Origin of the sequence: Paenibacillus sp. SSG-1 (assembly GCF_002224835.1) — a bacterium.
GTDB lineage: Bacteria > Bacillota > Bacilli > Paenibacillales > Paenibacillaceae > Paenibacillus_AQ > Paenibacillus_AQ favisporus.
This window is the reverse complement of record NZ_MBRK01000001.1, coordinates 908432-928985: the sequence shown is the minus strand read 5'-3', so window position 1 is coordinate 928985 and position 20554 is coordinate 908432. Positions and strand designations below refer to the sequence as shown.

Annotated in this window: 19 protein-coding genes; 9 read left to right on the top strand and 10 right to left on the bottom strand. The window is 52.7% G+C overall.

Annotated elements, in window-relative coordinates; genetic code table 11:
- The first annotated feature begins 169 nt into the window (after nucleotides 1–169).
- On the top strand, nucleotides 170–1033 hold the full coding sequence (gene sigJ, locus BCV73_RS04425; protein WP_089546229.1) for an RNA polymerase sigma factor SigJ: 864 nt from the start codon (nucleotides 170–172) through the stop codon (nucleotides 1031–1033).
- A gap of 82 nt (nucleotides 1034–1115) precedes the next feature.
- On the opposite strand, the gene BCV73_RS04420 is transcribed toward sigJ, so the two are convergent.
- The gene (locus BCV73_RS04420) at nucleotides 1116–1949 is read right to left on the bottom strand and encodes an SDR family oxidoreductase (protein WP_089546228.1); all 834 of its coding nucleotides are present in this window, start codon (nucleotides 1947–1949) and stop codon (nucleotides 1116–1118) included.
- Nucleotides 1950–2181: 232 nt separating this feature from the next.
- Here BCV73_RS04420 and BCV73_RS04415 point away from each other — a divergent pair, with 232 nt between their 5' ends.
- Both BCV73_RS04415 and BCV73_RS04410 read left to right on the top strand, forming a co-directional pair.
- Nucleotides 2182–2967, top strand: a complete 786-nt coding sequence (locus tag BCV73_RS04415; protein ID WP_089546227.1) for a glucose-1-dehydrogenase — start codon at nucleotides 2182–2184, stop codon at nucleotides 2965–2967.
- Nucleotides 2968–3011: 44 nt separating this feature from the next.
- Nucleotides 3012–4697 (top strand): glycoside hydrolase family 13 protein, encoded by a 1686-nt coding sequence (locus BCV73_RS04410; protein ID WP_089546226.1) that lies wholly within the window; start codon nucleotides 3012–3014, stop codon nucleotides 4695–4697.
- A 103-nt stretch (nucleotides 4698–4800) separates the two neighbouring features.
- On the opposite strand, the gene BCV73_RS04405 is transcribed toward BCV73_RS04410, so the two are convergent.
- Entirely contained in the window at nucleotides 4801–5712 is a 912-nt protein-coding gene (locus BCV73_RS04405; RefSeq protein WP_481855776.1) for a sigma-70 family RNA polymerase sigma factor, read from the bottom strand.
- 179 nt (nucleotides 5713–5891) lie between these two features.
- Here BCV73_RS04405 and BCV73_RS04400 point away from each other — a divergent pair, with 179 nt between their 5' ends.
- On the top strand, nucleotides 5892–6317 hold the full coding sequence (locus tag BCV73_RS04400) for a VOC family protein (RefSeq protein ID WP_089546225.1): 426 nt from the start codon (nucleotides 5892–5894) through the stop codon (nucleotides 6315–6317).
- Nucleotides 6318–6476: 159 nt separating this feature from the next.
- On the opposite strand, the gene BCV73_RS04395 is transcribed toward BCV73_RS04400, so the two are convergent.
- Complete coding sequence (locus BCV73_RS04395; protein ID WP_076169613.1) at nucleotides 6477–7082, bottom strand: CBO0543 family protein; 606 nt, start codon at nucleotides 7080–7082, stop codon at nucleotides 6477–6479.
- Between the two features lie 151 nt (nucleotides 7083–7233).
- On the opposite strand from BCV73_RS04395, the gene BCV73_RS04390 reads away from it, so the two are divergent.
- Together BCV73_RS04390 and BCV73_RS04385 are read left to right on the top strand one after the other, a co-directional pair.
- Nucleotides 7234–8019 carry a hypothetical protein gene (locus BCV73_RS04390; protein WP_076169153.1) on the top strand — a complete coding sequence of 262 codons (786 nt, stop codon included), beginning with the start codon at nucleotides 7234–7236 and terminating at the stop codon, nucleotides 8017–8019.
- A complete protein-coding gene (locus BCV73_RS04385) occupies nucleotides 8019–8516 on the top strand; it encodes a YqgE/AlgH family protein (protein ID WP_244879198.1) in 498 nt (165 codons plus the stop codon). Before BCV73_RS04390 ends, BCV73_RS04385 begins: the two co-directional genes overlap by 1 nt.
- Here the strand turns inward: BCV73_RS04385 and BCV73_RS04380 are convergent.
- Nucleotides 8511–9440: a phosphotransferase family protein gene (locus tag BCV73_RS04380; RefSeq protein WP_089546224.1), complete on the bottom strand. Its 930-nt coding sequence runs from the start codon at nucleotides 9438–9440 to the stop codon at nucleotides 8511–8513. The genes BCV73_RS04385 and BCV73_RS04380 overlap by 6 nt on opposite strands.
- A gap of 268 nt (nucleotides 9441–9708) precedes the next feature.
- On the opposite strand from BCV73_RS04380, the gene BCV73_RS04375 reads away from it, so the two are divergent.
- Nucleotides 9709–11256 (top strand): MFS transporter, encoded by a 1548-nt coding sequence (locus tag BCV73_RS04375; RefSeq protein ID WP_089546223.1) that lies wholly within the window; start codon nucleotides 9709–9711, stop codon nucleotides 11254–11256.
- 75 nt (nucleotides 11257–11331) lie between these two features.
- Here the strand turns inward: BCV73_RS04375 and BCV73_RS04370 are convergent, their stop codons facing one another.
- Both BCV73_RS04370 and BCV73_RS04365 read right to left on the bottom strand, forming a co-directional pair.
- Complete coding sequence (locus BCV73_RS04370; protein ID WP_089546222.1) at nucleotides 11332–12129, bottom strand: TetR/AcrR family transcriptional regulator; 798 nt, start codon at nucleotides 12127–12129, stop codon at nucleotides 11332–11334.
- 138 nt (nucleotides 12130–12267) lie between these two features.
- Nucleotides 12268–13074, bottom strand: a complete 807-nt coding sequence (locus BCV73_RS04365) for an AraC family transcriptional regulator (RefSeq protein WP_179231883.1) — start codon at nucleotides 13072–13074, stop codon at nucleotides 12268–12270.
- A 331-nt stretch (nucleotides 13075–13405) separates the two neighbouring features.
- On the opposite strand from BCV73_RS04365, the gene BCV73_RS04360 reads away from it, so the two are divergent.
- Nucleotides 13406–15904: an Ig-like domain-containing protein gene (locus tag BCV73_RS04360; RefSeq protein ID WP_089546220.1), complete on the top strand. Its 2499-nt coding sequence runs from the start codon at nucleotides 13406–13408 to the stop codon at nucleotides 15902–15904.
- 94 nt (nucleotides 15905–15998) lie between these two features.
- Here BCV73_RS04360 and BCV73_RS04355 read toward each other — a convergent pair whose 3' ends face one another.
- The 4 genes from BCV73_RS04355 to BCV73_RS04340 all read right to left on the bottom strand — a co-directional run bounded on the left by BCV73_RS04355 (nucleotide 15999) and on the right by BCV73_RS04340 (nucleotide 19639).
- Nucleotides 15999–16559 carry a sugar O-acetyltransferase gene (locus BCV73_RS04355; RefSeq protein WP_089546219.1) on the bottom strand — a complete coding sequence of 187 codons (561 nt, stop codon included), beginning with the start codon at nucleotides 16557–16559 and terminating at the stop codon, nucleotides 15999–16001.
- 1 nt (nucleotide 16560) lies between these two features.
- Nucleotides 16561–17793 (bottom strand): MFS transporter, encoded by a 1233-nt coding sequence (locus BCV73_RS04350; RefSeq protein ID WP_089546218.1) that lies wholly within the window; start codon nucleotides 17791–17793, stop codon nucleotides 16561–16563.
- Nucleotides 17794–17804: 11 nt separating this feature from the next.
- Entirely contained in the window at nucleotides 17805–18836 is a 1032-nt protein-coding gene (locus tag BCV73_RS04345) for an ROK family protein (protein ID WP_076169160.1), read from the bottom strand.
- A 203-nt stretch (nucleotides 18837–19039) separates the two neighbouring features.
- Nucleotides 19040–19639, bottom strand: a complete 600-nt coding sequence (locus tag BCV73_RS04340) for a TetR/AcrR family transcriptional regulator (protein WP_089546217.1) — start codon at nucleotides 19637–19639, stop codon at nucleotides 19040–19042.
- 95 nt (nucleotides 19640–19734) lie between these two features.
- On the opposite strand from BCV73_RS04340, the gene BCV73_RS04335 reads away from it, so the two are divergent.
- A complete protein-coding gene (locus tag BCV73_RS04335) occupies nucleotides 19735–20460 on the top strand; it encodes an SDR family oxidoreductase (RefSeq protein WP_089546216.1) in 726 nt (241 codons plus the stop codon).
- The last annotated feature ends 94 nt before the right edge of the window (nucleotides 20461–20554 follow it).

Here is a 20554-nt window from a genome sequence, read left to right as displayed (position 1 = left end):
TGTCATGATGACAAATGGGGCGGCTTCTTCATATTGACCAGACCTGAATTTCGGCAGCCGGTGAGTTTTCACCGCCCTTTTTTTCTTGACGTAAATGTGGTTTTTTATTGAAAATGAAAGAACTGGCATGGAAACTCCGCATGCACGCCCTTGAAAAGGAGAGACACGAATGGAGGAGCTGTACGGGAAATATAAAGCACTGCTGTTCACGCTGGCTTATCAGTTGACAGGGTCTGCGGCTGACGCGGAAGATGCGGTGCAGGACGTGTTCTTAAAGGCGTACGGCTTGCCCCCCGAACGTTTGGAGGAGCCCAAAGCGTATTTATGCAAAATGGTCACTAATCACTGCCTCAATCTGCAAAAGACGGCGCGCAAAAAGCGGGAAATGTACGTCGGTCCGTGGCTCCCTGAGCCGATCCGGACGCCGGAAACGGATACGCTCGAGACGGCGGTCGTTCGCCGCGACCTGCTGTCTTACGCCATGCTCGTCATGCTTGAGCGGCTGACGCCGACAGAGCGGGTCGTTTTCGTGCTGCGCGAGGCGCTGGGCTTCGATTATCCGGAAATTGCCGAAATGCTCGGCAAACAAGAAGCAAATTGCCGCAAGCTGATGAGCCGGGCAAAGGGCAAGATGGGCATATCCGAAGAGGAGACGATCTCAGCCGAAGCCCCCGATATGGAATGGGTTGGCCGTTTCCTCACGTCGCTGAAGCAAGGAAACGTCGATCATGTGCTCTCCCTGCTGACTGAAGACGTCATGCTCGTCTCCGATGGAGGCGGAAAAGTAACTGCGGCCACCCGTCCAATACAGACACGCGATCAAGTCGCCCGATTCCTTGCCGCCGTGTTCGAGGGTATACAGCCCTATGATCAAGGAAATCTTCACTCCGAGATTGCCCCTCTGAATGGCGGGTCCGGCATCGTCATCCGTTCGGGGGACGATACCGTGAAAGCTGTCTTTATGCAGCTCCGGGGCGGCAAGCTGTCCAGAGTCTATATCGTACGAAACCCGGATAAGCTTACCAGGGTTTAGCCCTCGCTTCGCATGACCAGATCATGAAAGAGCGGCTAACGAAGACTTATCGCCTACATTAGCCGCTATGTTCAAATGGAAATCAGTCAAAATCGGTTGAAAAAGCGAGATCCTTTTGCTGTTCCAATTCCGCCAGCCGCTCGGTAAGAGCTTTATGAATCGTCGAATAAGCGTCGCTGCCCAGCACGATTCTTTTAGGCGCCGGATTCTGGTCTACACTGTTGATCATCGCAGCAGCCATTTTGGCAGGGTCCCCTAGCGAGGGTGCCTTGGCTTCTTCGATAATCCGCCGCGCATGGATGGCCGGGGAGGCCTCATAAGCATCTATCTTTGGTGCCAGCGCGGAGCTTTGATACCGGAAATTTGTCCTTGCACTGCCCGGCTCCACAATAGTGAAGCCTATATTAAAAGGGGCAACTTCAGCCATGACGGATTCGGCAAACCCCTCAATTCCCCATTTGCTCGCATGATACAAAGAACTGCCCGGGAAAGCGGCCTGGCCGCCTACGGTCGACAGCTGGAGGATCCGCCCATAGCCTTGTTTCCGCAAGTGTGGAAGAGCCGCACGCACCACCTGGATGGATCCGATCAGGTTCGTTTCAAGCTGATGGCGTATCTGCTCATCTGTCAACTCCTCTGCTGCGCCGAAAAGGCCGTATCCCGCGTTGTTGACCACAACGTCAATGCTGCCTAGATCATGAAAAGCGTTGTCCACAACCCGGTGTATGGCGAGTGTATCGGTGACATCCAGCTTGGAAACCCATAATAGGTCGCCGTATTTTGCTTGCAAATCATTCACAGCCTCCATATTGCGGACCGTTCCCGCAACCCGTTCCCCGCGTTTCAAAAGCTGCTCCGTCATTTGACGTCCAAAGCCGCTGCTAATGCCGGTGATCAGCCAAGTACGATCATTCATTTCGAATCCTCTCCCACTCTCTTAGTATACGCCATTAGCTTTAATAACTAACTGGTTAGTTATAAATTACACCTATCGAACGATATTGTCAAATGGAAATGACTCATAGACTGATCCCGATACTATAATGCCGTTTCTTCGACGGAAGTTATGACCCCGCCCTGTTGAACCATGCCCGTTCCGGTTAAATACTATTGTAGTCATTTTGATGGGACGACAGGAGGGAATGATTATGTACAAAGATCTTGAAGGCAACACAGCCATTATTACCGGAGCTTCTTCCGGCATCGGACGGGCAATGGCGCTGAGGTTCGGTCGGGAAAAGATGAATGTGGTCATTAACTATCGCAGCGGGGAGCAGGAAGTGAATTCGATCATCCAGGAGATTGAACAAAGCGGCGGTCAAGCGATAGGCGTGTACGGCGATGTCACTCGTGAAGAGGATGTCAAAAAGCTGGTAGCCGCCGCGCATGAGCATTTCGGCTCGCTGGACGTCATGGTCAACAACGCGGGCATCGAAAACGAAGTTCCCTCGGAGGATTTGACGCTGGAGGACTGGCGCAAGGTGCTGGACGTGAATTTGACCGGGGCTTTCCTCGGCTGCCGCGAGGCGATCGATTACATGCTGGAACACGGGATCAAGGGACGGATCATCAACGTTTCGAGCGTGCACGAGATGATTCCGTGGCCCCATTTCGTGCATTATGCCGCGAGCAAGGGCGGGATCAAGATGATGACGGAGACGCTGGCGCTGGAATTTGCGCCGAAGGGAATCCGCGTCAACAGCCTCGGTCCCGGTGCGATCGATACGCCGATCAATGCCGCCAAGTTTTCCGATCCCGCCGCCAAAGCAAGCGTTGAGGCGCTGATCCCGCTCGGGTATATCGGCAAGCCGGAGGAAATCGCGGCTGCAGCCGCCTGGCTGGCCTCCTCCGAATCCAGTTATGTTACGGGCATTACCCTGTTTGCGGATGGCGGGATGACCAAATACCCCGCTTTTCAAGGGGGACACGGTTAATTCCCGTACAACCCATTTCATGCACGGACAGGAGGAATGCGCACATGAACGAAACCTGGTGGAAAGAAGCCGCCGTGTACGAGATTTATCCCGTCAGCTTCATGGATACCAATGGAGATGGCAAAGGTGACCTTCGCGGAATCATTTCCAAGCTGGATTATTTAAAGGACCTCGGGATCGATGTCATTTGGATCTGCCCGATTTACGAGTCTCCCGGCAAAGACAACGGATATGACATCAGCGACTACTACGCGATCAATCCTGAATTCGGCACGATGGAGGATTTCGATGATTTGCTGCAAGAAGCCCATGCCAGAGGGATGAAAATCATGATGGACCTCGTGCTGAACCATACCTCCGACCAGCATCCCTGGTTTAAGGAATCGAAATCGTCGACCGACAACCCAAAGCGAAGCTTTTATATTTGGCGCAAAGGGGTCAACGGCCTGTACCCGAACAACTGGGAGTCCTATTTCAGCGGCTCGGTGTGGGAGATGGATCCGGAGACGGACGAATACTATATGCATCTGTATTCCAAGCATCAGCCGGATTTGAACTGGAGAAACGAAGAAATGGTACATGAATTGTACCAAATGATCCGGTGGTGGCTGGAAAAAGGCGTGGACGGCTTCCGCTTTGATGCCATCGCCCACATCGTAAAGGCGAAAGGACTGCCGGATGCCGACAATCCCCAGCATCTCCCTGTCGTGAGGGCGTACCAGCTATTTTCCAACCTGGAAAAAGTCCATTTTATGCTCAAAAAGCTGAACGAGGAAGTGCTGATGGACTACGATATCATGACCGTCGGCGAAACCTCGGGACTCGGCCCGGAGCAGGCTTTGGAGTATGTGGGAGACCAGCGCCATGAGCTGAACATGGTGTTTCAGTTCGAACATATGACGCTGGACTCCGCCTCAAACGGCACCGGTAAGTGGGAATCCCGAGCGTGGACGCTGCTGGAGCTCAAAAAAGTGATGAGCCGTTGGCAGACTACACTGCATAACCAGGGCTGGAATGCGAACTACCTCGGCAATCATGATCAGCCCAGAGCCGTCTCAAGGTTCGGCAATGACAAGCAGTACCGCGTCCAATCAGCAAAAATGCTGGCGACCTTCATGCTCACCCTGGAAGGGACGCCATACATTTACCAAGGCGAAGAAATCGGGATGACCAATGCAGCCTTTGACCAAATCGGCGACTACCGGGACGTGGAAACCTTGAATTACTATGAGCAGTCCCATCTTCAAGGCAAGCCGATCGACCAGACGATGCAGGCCATCCAGGCGAAGAGCCGGGATAACGCCCGCACCCCGATGCAGTGGGACGACGGACCTCAAGCCGGCTTTACGACCGGCGAACCTTGGATCAAGGTTAACCCCAATTATACGGATGTAAACGTGGCTTCGGCGATAAAGGACCCGGATTCCATTTATCATTACTACAAGCGGATGCTCTCCCTGCGTAAGACCCATAAAGCGTTGATCTACGGAGAGTACAAGCTGCTGCTTCCATTGGATCCGGATCTCTATGTTTACACCCGTACGCTGGAGCAAGATACCATCCTGGTCATCCTTAACTTTTTTGATGATACGCCGATCATGGAATGGCCGAAAACGCTGCGGGGCATGTCGCGAGACCTGCTGATCAGCAATTACGATCTGCCGCCTGACGCGGAAGGAGACCGCATTGAGCTGCGCCCCTATGAAGCCAGAGTATACCGGTTGTCCTGACCGGGGTTTGGGAACAAAAAAAGGCACCCGCTGCAAGCCTTACGGCTGCAAACGGTGCCATTTCCTTGCTTCAATGATCTTTTCTCCGTGTTCTTTATACCCGTTAATCGTTCAACAAGGCCAGGTCAAGCTGGCGCAGGCGCGCCGGATCGGCAATCATTTCGATTTCGGTGATTTTATCATTCTTTACCGTAAATACGAGTACGAACAGGATTTGATCAAGCGGACCTATCACGGCGCCTACGGAACCGTTCACGAGCGCAGGCTGGGCGCCTTGGGCACGGCCGGCGAATTGCTTGGCCGCAGCTTGCGAACCATGAACAACCGGCGCGTTTGCGGCCGGCGGAAATGCCGGATCGTTTCGTGTCACCACATCCGGATCCAGGATAGAGAGAAGTTTCTCAAAATCTCCGGCGCGCGATGCAGCAAGGAATGCATCTACCAGCTCCTGTTTGCGCCTGAGTTCTTCTGCTCTCGAAGCCGATTCATCCCCCTTCACCCGTTGACGTGCACGGCTGGCAAGCTTTCTGGCTGCCGCCTCGTTTCTCCCCAGGATGGAAGCGATATCCGCGAAAGACATGCCGAAAATATCGTGCAGCACGAACGCGATTCGTTCGGCGGGACTTAATGTTCCCAAGACCACAAGCATGGCATTCCCCACAGCGTCGGCCATCAGCGCTTCATACTCCGGGTCGCTTCCGTCACGGAAGTGGGTAACCGGCTCTGGTGCACGATCTATCGTCAGATCTTCATGCCGTGATTTACGGGCTCGGAGCATATCCAAACAGACCCGCGAGACGATCGTCGTCATCCATCCCCCGATATTTTCCACGCTGCTCATATCCGAACGGCTAAGACGTATCCATGACTCCTGTACGGCGTCATCCGCCTCATTCTGTGATCCCAGTATTCGGTAAGCCACAAACTGAAGGTGATTCCGATGCGATTCGAATTGTTCTGCAAGCCCGTTGTGATTGTTCACGCGCCCCAACCTTTCCTTTTCCTTATTACTCATATGTCGTAAGAAATCTATCGGATGTGACCGAAATCGTAAAATAAATCGCAAAAAAATATATTAACTTTAACGGTCACGTTTACCTGCCAGCGAACGACATGGGTAGTGAAGGGAATCCCGCTGCCAAATAAAAGGTCCGTCGGTATCCCGGTAAAAAACATGTACAGGAGATGAGTGTTGTGAGCACGAGTTTAATCCCTTTTATTGAAATGAACGGTCAAGCAAATGAGGCCATCGATTTTTACGTCAAAGCGCTGGAAGCCAAGATTGTCTATGCACAGCGGCTGGGCGATTTACCGGAAAATCCGGAATCCCCGCTGCCGCCGGAGAAAAAAGACTGGATATCCTTTGCGGTCTTGGTCATCGGCGAATCGCAGCTCCAACTGTCCGACCTTGTTACCGGCAGCAGCTACCAGAAGGGCTCGCCAGTGACCATCGTTGTGCAAACCGATGACAAAGATCAGGCCGCACGATACTTTGACGCCTTGAAACAGGGCGGTCAAGTGAACACGCCGCTTGAAGCCAGCTTCTTCAGTCCCGCTTACGGCAATGTGACGGATCCATTCGGCATTACATTCCGGATTCTTGCCAAAGGACAGCAGTAATCCATGGGCACAGCTCTCCCTTTTCACCAAGGTTAACCAGTTTCAGGAAGAGAGTACCGTATAACAAATCATAAAATAACGCATCGAATCCGCCTTCGATGCGTTATTCAGTCTATCAATATTGTATCCTGGAACTAAAAGCGGGCTCAATGCCCTCTTTTAGTTCGCAGGTTTTTGTTGTGATCGGTTTGCCCTGGATAGCATGAACTCCAGCGACCACTTAACAAAACAGGCTTTAGCTATATATAGCGGGAACGAATAAATAGATTTCCAATGGTCCATGTCATAAATATCAATCCAGACAAAGAAAGGCTCTGCAATGAAGGCAGCTCCTAGGGCCAGTATGACGTTGGCAACAAAGAATGACTTCCAACTTCTGAAATACTGATAGATCAACATATGAATGACAGGTAATACGGAGTAATCAATCGGGCTTAAGCGAGGAATCAGCCTGAAGACTTGATGAGGGTAAGACCATAATCCGAGCTCACTTCCAATATCATCCAGAAGAACAATAACGATGGTTATTGCAAAACCGTAAAGTAAAATATCCTTCAGTCTTGATTTATCAACCACTTTCCACCAAATGATCCACGGCACAATCAAAAGCACCAACAAAAACCACCATTGAATCGAGAACAGGTCATGGCGATAATAATACAGTCTTCTCATTTCAGTAAGTTTACGATCTACATCTTTGATTTCTTCAAAGGAAGGATATCGGTCTGACAAAAGTAATGCAGCTCCTTTTTTTGCACCATTCATCGTCCATGGATTGACCTTAAACTTCCCCAAAGTAATCCCGCTAATTCCATGTCTTCTTTAAGCCAATCGCGTTATATCTCCCAAAGAAGAATAATCTTTCGCCAATTGACAAAAAATTCGATTACACTGTATTCCATTGGAGCGTTGAAAAGTGGATAACTTTAGAGCCAAATATAGAAATCGTTATTATCATGCCTTTGTCACGACGTTCGGCACCATCCAGCTTCACCAGCGTAATCCCCTGGTCGTAGCGTTATGGTCCGTAGCTTTTCCTGGATTCGGCCACATCTTATTACACAAATTCATTTCCGGCTTTGCATTGTTTTTTTGGGAATTTTATATCAACCAAAAGACTCAGCTGAATACGGCCATTGTTTATTCTTTTAACGGAGATATCGCCCACGCAAAGGCTGTATTAAATGAAAAGTACATATATCTCTATATCCCCGTTTATTTATTTGCCATATGGGACAGTTACCGGACCACAGTCGATATCAATAAGATTCACCTGCTGGCGAAAAGGGAAAATGCCAAATACCCGAATTTTTCGATGAGCCCCTTCGAGGTCAATTATCTGGACAAGAAAAAGCCATGGATTGCGTTAGTCTGGGCAATGACAATTCCAAGTCTTGGACAACTATATATTCATCGAATCTTAGCTGCTGTTCTGACGCTTGTTATGACTATGATGATTGTCATTCAGTCCAATATGATCGAAGCGCTGCATTACGTTTTGCTGGGAGACTTCCCGAAATCTAGAGAAGTGATTGGAGTTCAGTGGTTCCTTTACTTCCCCTCGGTCTATTTCTTTACCATGTATGATTCTTACACGAATGCCGTAGAGCTGACAAAACTGTTTGATTGGGAACAAGCCGATTATTTGAAAGAAAACTATCAGCCGCAAAATTTTGTACTGCATAAGGGAGAAAAAGTCTAATGGGAATCCAATTTTTCTCTACATTTCAGCATTCACACTACGTTGAGCTGGCTATAAGCAAGCTTAAGGAAAACGATGTCGTCCAGATTTACGCTGTACCCCTGGATAATCGTTCGATGGATATGAAGTTGGTTGATACGATGCATGGTACGGACGGAACCTCGTTAATCGATATCGGGCTTATCCTAGCCATGATGGGCGGGACCATTGGGGTATCCAGAGGATTTGTTCTCCATTGGGGTCCGGTCTATTGGGGGCTAATTGGAGCGGCTGTGGGATTTGCTATTGGCTTTGTTTACGATTTGATCAAAAACCTTGTGAAACGAAAAAAGATCCGAACGGTCAAGACCACAGCCGGTGAAGTGATATTGATCGTCCAATGCAGAGCGGAGCAAGCCCCGTTTGTTGAGCAGACGCTGTGGGGGAACAGGGCACTCGGAGTTGCCAAAACACAAATGCAAACCGTTCCATCCGAGCACGTAACAACAGACTTATGATTTGTCCAAGCCCAGAAGGAAGTTGCGTGTATATTCGTAAGCGTCGGTCCATCCCATTTTGGCATAGAAGCGAAGTCCGTCCAGTCCTTTGAAGTAATAAGCGCCCTTTAATCTCTCATTGAAATCGGGGATGACGATACCCGCTTGCGCTTGATGGTTCTGATAAGCCTGTACGACGTTGTGCCCGTCCATGTGCCGGTCCAGAATGGCCAGATCCACAAGAAAGTCGCCGTAAGCGCAGTTGCAATCCAGAATTCCCGTAATCCGGCTGCCGTCAGATAAGATGTTCCACTGGTGAAAATCCCCATGTATAAAATAGCGGTACGGTTCGTTAAAGTGTGAATAAGCCGTTAACCGGCTGTAAATTTCATCGAATACCTCTTTCTCCAAACAGGAGGTATGGAATAAGGCGTACCAATTCTCCCAGAAGCTGCCCGTTTGGTCTTCCGCATAGACGGATTCCCAATAATCCTTCCAGGTTGGGAACGCACCGTCACCGCCCGCCCCGATCCAGCCGTATCCACGGGCTCCACCCAGGTCAATATGGTTCAAGCGCGTCAAAATCCGAATAAGCTCCGGAAGCCGGGTTCGCTGCTCCTCAGCCGAAAAATCCGCCAGATTGCGGCCTTCTATCTTTTCCAAAATGGAATATTCGAGATTCCCTGTTTTTCCATGTCCGATGCACCGGGGGTAAGGTATGCCCTGGCTGGACAGCAGATCCGATACGTAGATTTCCGACTGGTACGCCCCCTCCAGGTCGCTGAACTTGATCACGTACCCTTGACCTTCATGGTTAAAGGAAAAAACGCGGCTTAAGTTCCCCCCTTGCAGCGGCGTGATTTCTACCGCACCATCACCCAGATGCTCACTGATCATCTCCTCGACCAAAGTGATGTCCACGATTGGTTTTTCGTATTCGGTCATGCCGTCCGCCTCCCTTTCACTTCCATATCGTTCGATCGGTTACCCGCGATTCCGGATTGAACCCATTATATCCCGGATTGTCTCATAGAAAAATGGGGTCGGGCAATAAAAATATGGTTTATCATGCGGCTCTTCAATGCTCCATAGAGCTCCGCCCGTACCCGTGGAAAAAATACATTTCTTTTGTGTTGACCATATACTGTTTATATAATATACTGTTTTCAGAAGTTACTGTTTATATAATAAACAATAAGGAGAGGAATTTTAAATGAGCATTTCACCCCCCGCAGCGGCCAAATTGGCCGGCCGCAAAGAATGGATCGCGCTTTGCATCCTTTGTCTCCCGCTGATGGTCGTCTCGATGGACGTGTCCGTCCTGTTCTTCGCGGCACCGGCCATTGCCGCGGATCTACTGCCGACCGCCACCCAGCAATTATGGATTTTCGACGTTTACGGCTTCATCCTCGCCGGGCTGCTGCTGACGATGGGCGCCGTCGGCGACCGGATTGGACGGCGGCGCCTGCTGATGATCGGTTCCGTCGGATTCGCCCTAAGCTCTTTGTTCGCAGCGTACGCCCAGTCGGCCGAAACGCTGATCCTGGCCCGCGGGATTCTGGGGATCGCCGGTTCGACCCTCATGCCGTCGACGCTGGCGCTCGTCCGCACGATGTTCCAGGACCCGGCACAGCGGACGAAGGCGATGGCCATCTGGAGCGCCGTCATGGCGGGCGGCGTCACCGTCGGGCCGATTATCGGCGGCCTGCTTCTCGACTCTTTCTCCTGGGGATCTGTGTTCCTCATCAATATCCCCGCCATGGTCCTGCTGCTCATCATCGCGCCGTTTTTGCTGCCGGAGTCCCGCAGCACGGCAAAAGTCAAAGTCGATGTATTCAGCTCGACTCTCGCGCTCGCCGCGATCCTTCCCGTGACTTACGGCGTGAAGACGCTGGCGGAAGACGGCTGGGCCATCCTTCCCGCTGCACTGCTTGCCGCAGGCTTGCTCATCGGCATTCTGTTCGTACGGCGCCAGTTGACCATCTTTAATCCGCTGCTCGATATCCGTGCGCTGATGGAGCGGCGGACCGGCGGTTCGATCCTTGTAAACTTTATCGCTACGTTTACGCTCATGGCCAGCTCGCTCATCAATACCCAATTCCTCCAGTCGGTTCTTGGATACTCCCCGTTCGTCGCTTCCCTCTGGAGCGTGGCGCCTTCCGTTGTGGTCGGCGCAGCGGCACCGATTGCCGGTAAACTGTCGCAAATCTACGGAAGACCGCGCGTCATGGCCGGCGGCTTTCTCCTGTCGGCAGTCGGATTCGGCGTACTGACCCAGGTCCGCCTGGAAGGCTTCTCGCCGCTGACCGTGCTGCTCGTCGGCGCCGCCTTGGTCGCCGCGGGCATCGTATCCGTCATGACCCTCGTCACCGATTATGTCGTAGGCGTCGCTCCGGCCGATCGAGCAGGAGCCGTCGGCGGCCTCATTGAAACGTCCAACGAGCTCGGAGGCGCATTCGGCATCGCACTCCTCGGCTGCGTCCTTGCGGCCATCTACCGCCATGCGGTCACCCCGTTCCTGCCCTCAGGACTCGCGCCGGATGCGGCCCAGGCAGCAGGGCAGACCATTGCTGGCGCATCGGCCGCCGCCCTGCATTTACCGGCGGATGCTGCCGCGCAGGTCATGAAGGCTTCCCGTGAAGCGTTTATCACCGCCATGCACGCCACCTGCCTGATCTCCGCCGTCATCCTGCTCCTGGCCACCGCAGTCACGCTCGGAATGCTTCGCGAACAGAAGAAGGCCGTCCACACCGCTGCGTAAGATCAGCGCAAATGAAATGAATAAAGGCTGCTTCCAAGGAATTATCCCTGGAAGCAGCCTTTTTTAGCGGCAGCTTTATTTGTGTATGCCGCCGCTAATTTTCCGGTTCAAATACTGTTCAATCCCGTCCAGCAACCGCTCCAGCCCGAATTCCAAATCATCGCCTACCGTATTTTCGGCCTCGTTCTCGCCCGAATAAACCCCGGACATGACGATCGGGTACAGGTTCGGATATTGTTCAGGCTTCACCAGCGTCTGAAGCGCCACCGAATAATTGATTCCGCTGAACTCCTCCTCGCTCGAACCCGCCTGAACGGCCCGGTCGATGTCGCGCTGGAGCATCCCGCAATGACGGGCATAGCCGCTCAGCAGAAGAACGATCGACATTTTCTCAAAATCGTCCAGAGGCATGTCCCGCAGCGGCCGGAGCGCCCAATCGACGATCCGTAAATTGTTAGGCGTGATCGGAATGCCGAGGATCGGAATATCCCCATACCATGGATGTTTCCGAAAAATAGCGACCGTTCCGAGTACATACTCGCGCATACTCTCCCGCCATTCATGCTGGGGACGCTCAGGAGTCAGCGGAATATCGCATGCCGCATCCTGCATGAGGATGAGCAGGTCGTCTTTGCTTGGAATATAACGATAAAGGGACATCGCCGTAAAACCGAGCGCCGACGCGATCCGGTTCATCGAAACGGCGGCGAGGCCGTCCTGGTCCGCGATTTCAATCGCCTTCGACACGATCTGGTCGATGCTCATCTCCCGCTTGGGCCCCCGCTGCGGAGGCTTCACCAGTCCCCAGCTCAGCGCTGCGCCGGCAGGAAGCATCTTCGCCGCTTCTTCCGGTGTCACTTCTTCATTACTCATCAGATCTACCCCCTAGTCGTCCTTAGCCATTATGCGCCCAAAAAAATGTATATACCATAAACAGTATATCACATTTGACTGCATTTTAAAAAGTCACGGGAGTCATTCCCCCATACTTCTGTCCCCCGCCTTTTTCACTCACCGGGCCGATTCGTTCTTAGGCATCCCATCCAGGAGGCTTCGGCGAAATTCGTTCGGAGTCATGCCGTATTCCTTTTTGAAGACGCGGTAAAACGAACGCAAGCTGTTGAAGCCGGAGTCAAACGCAATCTCGGTGACCGGATCGGCGGTGGACAGCAGCAGCATGTGGGCGTAGGCCGCCCGCTGACCGTTGATATAATCGCGGAACGAGACGTGAAACTGCTCGGAGAAAATTCGCGAAATGAGGAACTTGCTGATCCCGAGTTCTTTGGAAAGCGTGTCCAAGTTGATCGCCTCCAGAAAATGAAGGTCGATATAAGCAAGGATCTTTTGGAAGAGATCCATATCTTTTGTGTAATCCACCCTTTTCAGAGACAGCAGCGGCAGCACATGCCCTAATAATACCGAAATGTACGCCTTGAGCAATCGGCTGTCGCCAGGTTCGTGATACAGCTTGTACAAGCTGGTCAGGGTGCCTGATACGACCGGATGTTTGTGGACGACCGGGTGGTCCGGAACATAATGAAGCAAATCTCCTGTGTAATCCCCCGGAAATGAAGCGTCAAAGAAGATCAGCAGGATTTGGCTGTGGTCAATGGTTTGATAGCCGTGCGGCTGATTAGGGAAAATGATCGCCATGTCCCCTTCGGAGAGGACGTACTCTTGTTGATCGATGTGGACACGGATGTCGCCGGACAAGACCATGGCAATTTCGACGTTTTTATGCAGATGCAGAGGATAGGTATTGTTGGTGGAAATGAATAAATGAAACTGCGGGTCCCTGTGCTGGTATTTGATTTTCATTGCGATCCCCCGTTTCGGTCTGATGTGAACCCTGGCAGCCAAGCTTGGTTTGTTATGAAAAAGATAATATGGATGTCTGTATCTGCACAAGCACCGGGCGCAACTTCTGGCACAAAAAAATTCGTTTTTGGCAGGTAAAAGCAGCCTAAAAGATTTAAAGTTAGAGCAGTAAGCGGCTCCATGGAGCGGAGAAACGCAGCATTCCACCGGGCTTCCTGCTCCATTTGCCGTTGAAGGGAGGAAGTGTGATCGAATGACAAATCGAACAGTAAGGGGTGCATTTATGTTACACGGCAAGCGGATGAAACAGAAGAACAAAGGAATGAAAAGCATGGCTGTTGTGTTGAGTATTATGGTAGCGTTTCCATTTGTGGGAATGCCGCATTCCGGTTCGGTTTCGGCCCAGTCGGCGGATGAGCAGAAGTTTGCGGGCGCATCGATTCCCGCTTTTCCGGGCGCGGAAGGCGGCGGGGCTTATACGAGCGGCGGCCGTGGGGGCGACGTCTATATCGTCACGACCTTGGAAGATTACGGCGCCAACGAAAAGGCGGTCCCGGGATCGCTTCGCTATGGGATTATGTCCACCCCGAAAGAAGGCCGCACGATTGTTTTTAACGTATCCGGTACGATCGAGCTGGAAAGCTCCCTGCTGTTCAAAAACATTAAAAACCTGACCATCGCCGGGCAAACCGCGCCGGGCAACGGCATTACCCTTGCAGGTTGGGACACCAACATCAGCAACTCGGAGAACATCATCCTCCGGTACCTCTCCTTCCGGCCGGGGGCGACCAACGTGTACAACGGCAGCGATTCGATGGATGCGCTCTGGGGCAGGGACAACAACTATTTTATCATTGACCACTGCTCCTTCAGCTGGAATACCGATGAAACGCTGTCGCTGTACAGGGGCGAAAATGGCACTGTCCAATGGTCCCTCATTTCGGAGAGCCTCACCCTGTCCGGGCATTCCAAAGGCAGACACGGCTACGGCGGCATCGCCGGCGGAGACAAAACGACGTTCCATCACAATCTGTATGCCAGCCACACTTCCCGGAATCCAAGGCTCGGCGGCGGGTATGCCGGCGCGGCGGATGCCGATCACGTGGCGGTCGTGCAGCTCTCCAACAATGTGATCTATAACTGGGGCTTTAACGGCACCTATGGCGGAGGGTTCACCTTTACGAATTATATGAACAATATCGAAATCGCCGGTCCAGGCACAAGGGATAATGTAACCGGCCGGGTCATCGATGCGGGCGAATCCAAAAAGCTTGGCGGCTTCTACATCGCCGGGAACCGGATCAACGGCAAGCTGACGGGATGGCTCGACGAATCGTCCCCATTGGTGAAAAGCTCCGGTGACGCCAGCGGAGACCAGCCGACATCTTTTGCGTCCAAACCGTATCTCTCTACGGACAGCACGGGAGTCAATCACAGGGTGACCAATCCGGCGTTTGACGATTACGTGCAGCACGGCGTGGAAAAAGCAAATGAGCCGCTGCTGAAGGCCATTTTGCAGAAGGCGGGTGCGACCTACCCGCGGCGTGATGCCATCGACGCAAGAATCGTTGCGGAAGTCGAGCAGGGCCTCGGCAGATACATCAACACCGAAAACGAGGTTGGCGGGTATGTTTCCCCATTCGGCGTGATCGAGGAGCAGCGCGGCGCCGATTTTGATACGAATCGGAACGGAATCGACGACCAATGGGAAAAGAAAAACAACATCTGGGGCATTCAAGATGCCTATAAGACGGTAACCGGCACGGGCTACACCTGGCTTGAGCTGTACCTCAACAGCCTGGCCGACATGGACCATGCAGCCGAAAATCCGGATGCTACGCTTGCGGCGCCGGCGAACAATTTGCAGTTTGCTCTGGGAGAGGACATTGAGATCAACGTCAAAGCCTCCTCCAAATTCGGCAATAAAATCAACAATGTGGCCGTATACAACGGATCGCAGTACCTTGGAGAAGCGGTGAAAAAAGGCGGCGCCTATGTGTACACCATCAAGGGCCTTCAGGATGCTTCCTACAATATTTCCGCCAGAGTGACGGACACGGACGGAAATGCGACCCAAACGACCGCAGCCACGATCCATGTCAACGCGGCTCCGCGCTCGCTGGCTGATGCAGGCTGGGAATCGGCCGATATCGGCCGCCCGGATATTAAAGGGACCGGAAGTCTGACGGACGGCGTAATCACCGTTAAAGGCAACGGCAAGCTGGGAACGAGCGAAGGAAGCACCGAGCAGTCGCCGGAAAACGATGCTGCGAAAGACGATTTTCATTTTGTATATAAGGAAATGACCGGAGACATGGAATTCACCGCGAAGCTGGAAGCCATCGGAGCCGTTGACAATCATGCCTTTACCGGACTGATGATCCGTGATGATTTGCAGGATAACAGCGCCACTGCAGCCCTTGGATTATCCTGGGTGAAGCTGTCCAAAGAAACAAGCTGGTCGGCTTATCTGACGGGTAGAGATCAGCAGGGCTCAGGCTTTGATCCTTTGACCGAAACATTGGACAGCGCATCCAGCGCGCAGGAAGCCGGTATTCAGCTGGTTCCCGACATTCCGTTCAAAATCGGCGGCGTCGAGCAGGGCTACTGGCTTAAGCTCGGCCGGAATGGCAACACCTTCTACGCCTACGGATCGACGGATGGCAAGGAATGGAAGCCGATCGGTCAGAGAACCATCGCGATGAAGGATTCGGTCTATGTCGGTTTTGCCGTGGACAGCAACGATGTGGCCAATGCGATCGAGCAATTAAACTTTGCCAAATTCTCGAATGTGAAACTCGAAGATCAATTTTCACCCATAAGCAACTAAGCTATGGGCGTCCCTCGGAGATAACCCTTTTTCCGGAATGTAAAAATCGCCCGGCGGCCGTTTCCGCTCGGGCGATTCCTTTTTTTATCACAACTTAGGCTTCGATCGTTTTAATGACTTTCGCCGGGTTGCCTCCCACGATCATGTTGTCCGGAACATTCTTGGTCACGACCGCTCCGGAAGCGATGACGACGTTGTTGCCGATCGTTACGCCCGGGTTGATGACCGCCCTCCCGCCGACCCATACATTGTCACCGATCGTTACGGGTTTGCCGTATTCCGGTCCCTTGATCCTTTCATACGGATCCACCGGGTGAGTCGCGGTATAGACGTGAACCCCGGGACCAAACAAGCAGTTGTCCCCGATCCTCACTTCGCACACATCCAGGATGGTACAGTCAAAGTTGGCGTAGAAGTGTTCACCGACGTGAATATTGTAGCCGTAGTCAAAGCGGATGTTGGGCTCCATCGCCAAGAAGTTCCCGGTTGAGCCCAGCAGCTCCTTCAGGATTTTCAGCCGCAATGCTTCATCCGTTTCGGTCGTCTGGTTGTACATGCGGGTCATTTGCCGGGCATATGCCCGCTCCCGCGTCAATTCAGGGTCGGCAGCGACGTACAATTCGCCGTCCAGCATCTTTTGTTTTTCTGTTTTCATCTCAGGAGTGAAGCCCCCTCTCATCTTGATGTAATGTTTGGTGCAGCTGCACGGGCTTGGCTGCTCTAGACAGAGAACCTGCGATCCCAATGCCGATCAGCACTGCGATCAGTGCGTGCAATAACCCGAAATGCTCTCCAAGGAACCCCAGCGCAGGCGGGCCCACCAGAAAAGCGATGTAGCCTGTGGTCGCCACGGCTCCGACTCTTGCGGCAGCGCCTTGAGGATCATCTCCCGCCGCCGACAGTCCGACCGGAAAACCAAGAGAAGCTCCAAGTCCCCACAGGACAACGCCTATGGAGGCCACAACGTCATTCGGACCCCAGATTACCAGCGATAACCCCAAAATGGCTGCCACGGCGCATCCGGATAACACCGGCACCCGGCCATAACGGTCCAGAACCCATCCGCCCGTAAACCGTCCCAGCGTCATCGCCGCAACGAACAATCCGTAAATAAATGAACCTGTCAGCGAGCTCACCCCGTATCCATCCACCATGGTGAGCGGCAGCCAGTCATTGGCGGAACCCTCGGCAAACGCCATGCCCAAAACGATGATTCCAATCAGCAAGGTGCGCCTCTCCGTCCACATCCTTAACTGCTGCTGAATCGCCGATCCTTTAGGTGCTCCAGCACCTGCCGGTTCCTTCCCAGACTCCTCAGGCAGGTAACGCCAGCTATAGAGCACAGCTGCCGCCATAATTAAGGCAAGGATCGTGAAATGGACCATCACCTGAAGATGGATGGCGACCGCGGCGGCGCCGAGTGCTGCGCCCACAAGCGTCCCCACACTGAAAAAGCCGTGAAACGCCGGTAAGAGCGTCCGGTTCAACGCCTTTTCCGCAGCTGAACCCTCCACATTGAGCGCAACCTCTGCCGTACCATAGCCGCCGCCGAAAATAATTAGACCGATAATAACTACGGGTACCGAAGCCAGCGACGTACCGATTCCCGCAACGACAAAGCCAATCACAATCAGCAAAGAGCTGATGAGGATGACAAATCGTGCGCCTTTCCGGGCTACGATCGAACCTGACGTAAGCAGACCGAACAAAGAACCGGCGGCAATCGCAAATATAATCATGCCCATCCCGGCGGTGGAGACTTGAAGCGTGTCCCGAACGTCAGGCGTGCGGGAGACCCATGACGCAAAGGATAGACCCGGCAGGGCAAACAGCAGAAACAGAATATTCCGGACCGTTCCCGGATGTGGTTTACTTTTCGAAGATGTCATTGGGCTGACCCTCACCTCCGCTTCTCTACCAACTGCAGGGAATAAGCCAGGCTTTCCAACGTCATGGTCGTCAGCCCGTACATGTAGTCCTCATCCGGATGCTCCAGCAGCGCCAGCTGCGGCATATGCATCTCCGGGATATACTTCAGGCATTCCTGGCGGATCAGATGGATATCATCTGCCTGTACCAGACTTCCCGTCAGAGCGATCGTCTCCGGGTTCATGACTGCAATCAGGCTGGACACCGCATGCGCAGCCAGGGAATGGAAGGTCTCCCGGTCGTGCAGCTGCCGCAGCTGCTCCGCCTGCGAAATACCATACGGTAAAAAGGCGATCTCTCCGGCAAAGCGGGTATTCCCCCGATGAATATGTCCATCGACGATTAGCCCGGCACCCGGCAAGCTCCCTTCGAGAAACGTCGCAACCGCAATCGACTTCTCGCTGTCATATTCCTGCTTCCGGTAAAAGCCGTACACGGTCGAGTTCATGTCGTTCTCCAGTATGACCTCGATCCCGTGTTTGTCGCGAATGATCGCCTCCAGCGGGGCATGAATCAGTTCAGGTATATCGCTGACATTGATCACGCCCTGATAAACCGCACCCGGGACACCGATCCCAACCGCCCGGATTTGCGGGTATTGGGAGATGAGCCCGTCGATCAGTTTCTCAATCGCTGCTACATCGATCCGGCCCGCTTCCTGCTGCCCCTCCTCTACCGCTTCACCGGCCAGGTTAGCAACCCTGTACGTGAGGGAGTGCACCTTCACGCCGGCCCGGATGATCACGCAGGCGATATAAGCATAGTTCACATTATATTGATACAGTCTAGCCGGACGGCCGCCGCTCGATTCCTCTCGATCCAGCTCGAGCAGTTCACCGGTCTCCAGCATTTCGTTCAGAATGCTGCCGCAGGTCGCCACGCTTAATCCGGTCATTTGTGCCACCATCGACTTGGTACCCTGCTTCATCGATTTGAGCGCTTGCCGCACGAGCTCCTGATTCATCTTTTTGACTCGCATCGTATTGTGCGTCACGGGATTCATTGCCGCCACCCTCCCCTTCCGGACTTATTAAAATACTTTTAATAAGTAATAACATAAATGATTTTGCTGTATCTGTCTACCCATTGATTTTGATCGGGTGCTAAAGCTGGATGACCTTTTACCAAGACACGGGACGCTGCAAGTAATTAACGCCATGCAAAAAAAGCCGACCGATTTTTAAAATCAGCCGGCAAATTTTATTTTTAGTTCTTCGGACGCGGGGAATCGAATAAGTACGATACGAGGTTATCCACAAAAGGATCCTCCAGGGTCGAATGCCGGTTCAGAAGCCGGTACCACATCGGTCCATAACACAAGTCCGCGATAAGCTCCAAGTCTGTATCCCTGGGCAATTCGCCACGCTGCTGTCCCCGCTCCAACAACCGAATCAAGGCTGCTCTGCGCGAAAAGATAAAGTTGTCACGAAAGGCTGCGGCAAATTCAGGGTTAAATTGGGCTTCCGCCATCAAACTGCATACGATTTCATCCTTTCCTTCTATCAGGGAACGGAAGGTCCGCTTTAAATATTCAAGCACATCGCTCTTGAGATGGCCTGAATCCGGCAGGCCGATCTCCGTACCCGCGTGCAGTTTCAGCGCCTCCATTACGATAAAAGGAACGCCAGGCCACCAACGGTATAACGTAGGCTTTCCTACACCAGCCTCTTTTGCGATTTTTTCCATCGTTAAGCTCGGGTACCTGCCCGATTTGAGAAGGTCAAGAGTCGCCTTCATCACGGCTTCATACGCTTTTTGGCTTCTTGGCCGACCTACAGCTGTTGTTTTGTCTTGCTCAGTATCCATGATAGCTCCCTCAAAATAATTTATTTACAGAACGTTACGTAATATATTATAATTCAAACCAGAACTTCAATCAAGCACAGTGAGGAGTCGATCCAATGGAACAATCTTTAAAAGGTCAACGTGTCATTATTATGGGTGGAACATCGGGAATGGGGCTGGCTTCAGCCCAGTTGTTGGTCGAATTGGGTGCTGACGTCATCGTCACGGGGCGGGATCAGGCCAAGTTGGAGACCGCTCTTCAACTTCTGGGGTCTGGCGCTAAAGGAGAGCAGCTTAATGCAGCTTCTTACGAAGATCTGAAATCTTTTTATGAACGTCAAGGAAGCTTTGATCACCTGGTCATTGCGGTCTCGGGGGCTAAAGGTGGCGGAAACTTCCGTGAACTCTCGCTCGATGAATTGCGCAGCGGCTTCGATGCCAAGTTTTGGCCGCAAGTGACGTCTGCCCAGCTCAGCCTGAATACGTTGAGCGGCAGCGGCTCGATCACCTTCCTCACTGCGATTTCGGCCCGTTCCCATGCGCCAGGCAATGCCGGACTCGCTGCGATTAACGCCGCCCTGGAGTCTATGGTTCCCATATTGGCACAAGAGCTGGCACCTGTACGCGTTAACGCTATATCTCCTGGTGTCGTGGATACGCCTTGGTGGAATTGGCTGCCGAAAGATCAAAAAAACGCCGCGTATGAATTTTACAAAGAACAGGCCCCGCTTAACAGAATAGGCCAGCCGGAGGATATTGCCAAAGCGGTCCGTTACTTAATCGATAACACGTTTGTGACCGGAACCGTGCTGGAGGTGGACGGCGGGCTGCGACTTCGGTAGCACCGATGCATCCGACAACGTCCTCATCATGGAATCATGAGTATTTCTTGTGACGCTGAACAGGCTGCCGTTATGAAGCGGCAGCCTGAGTGCT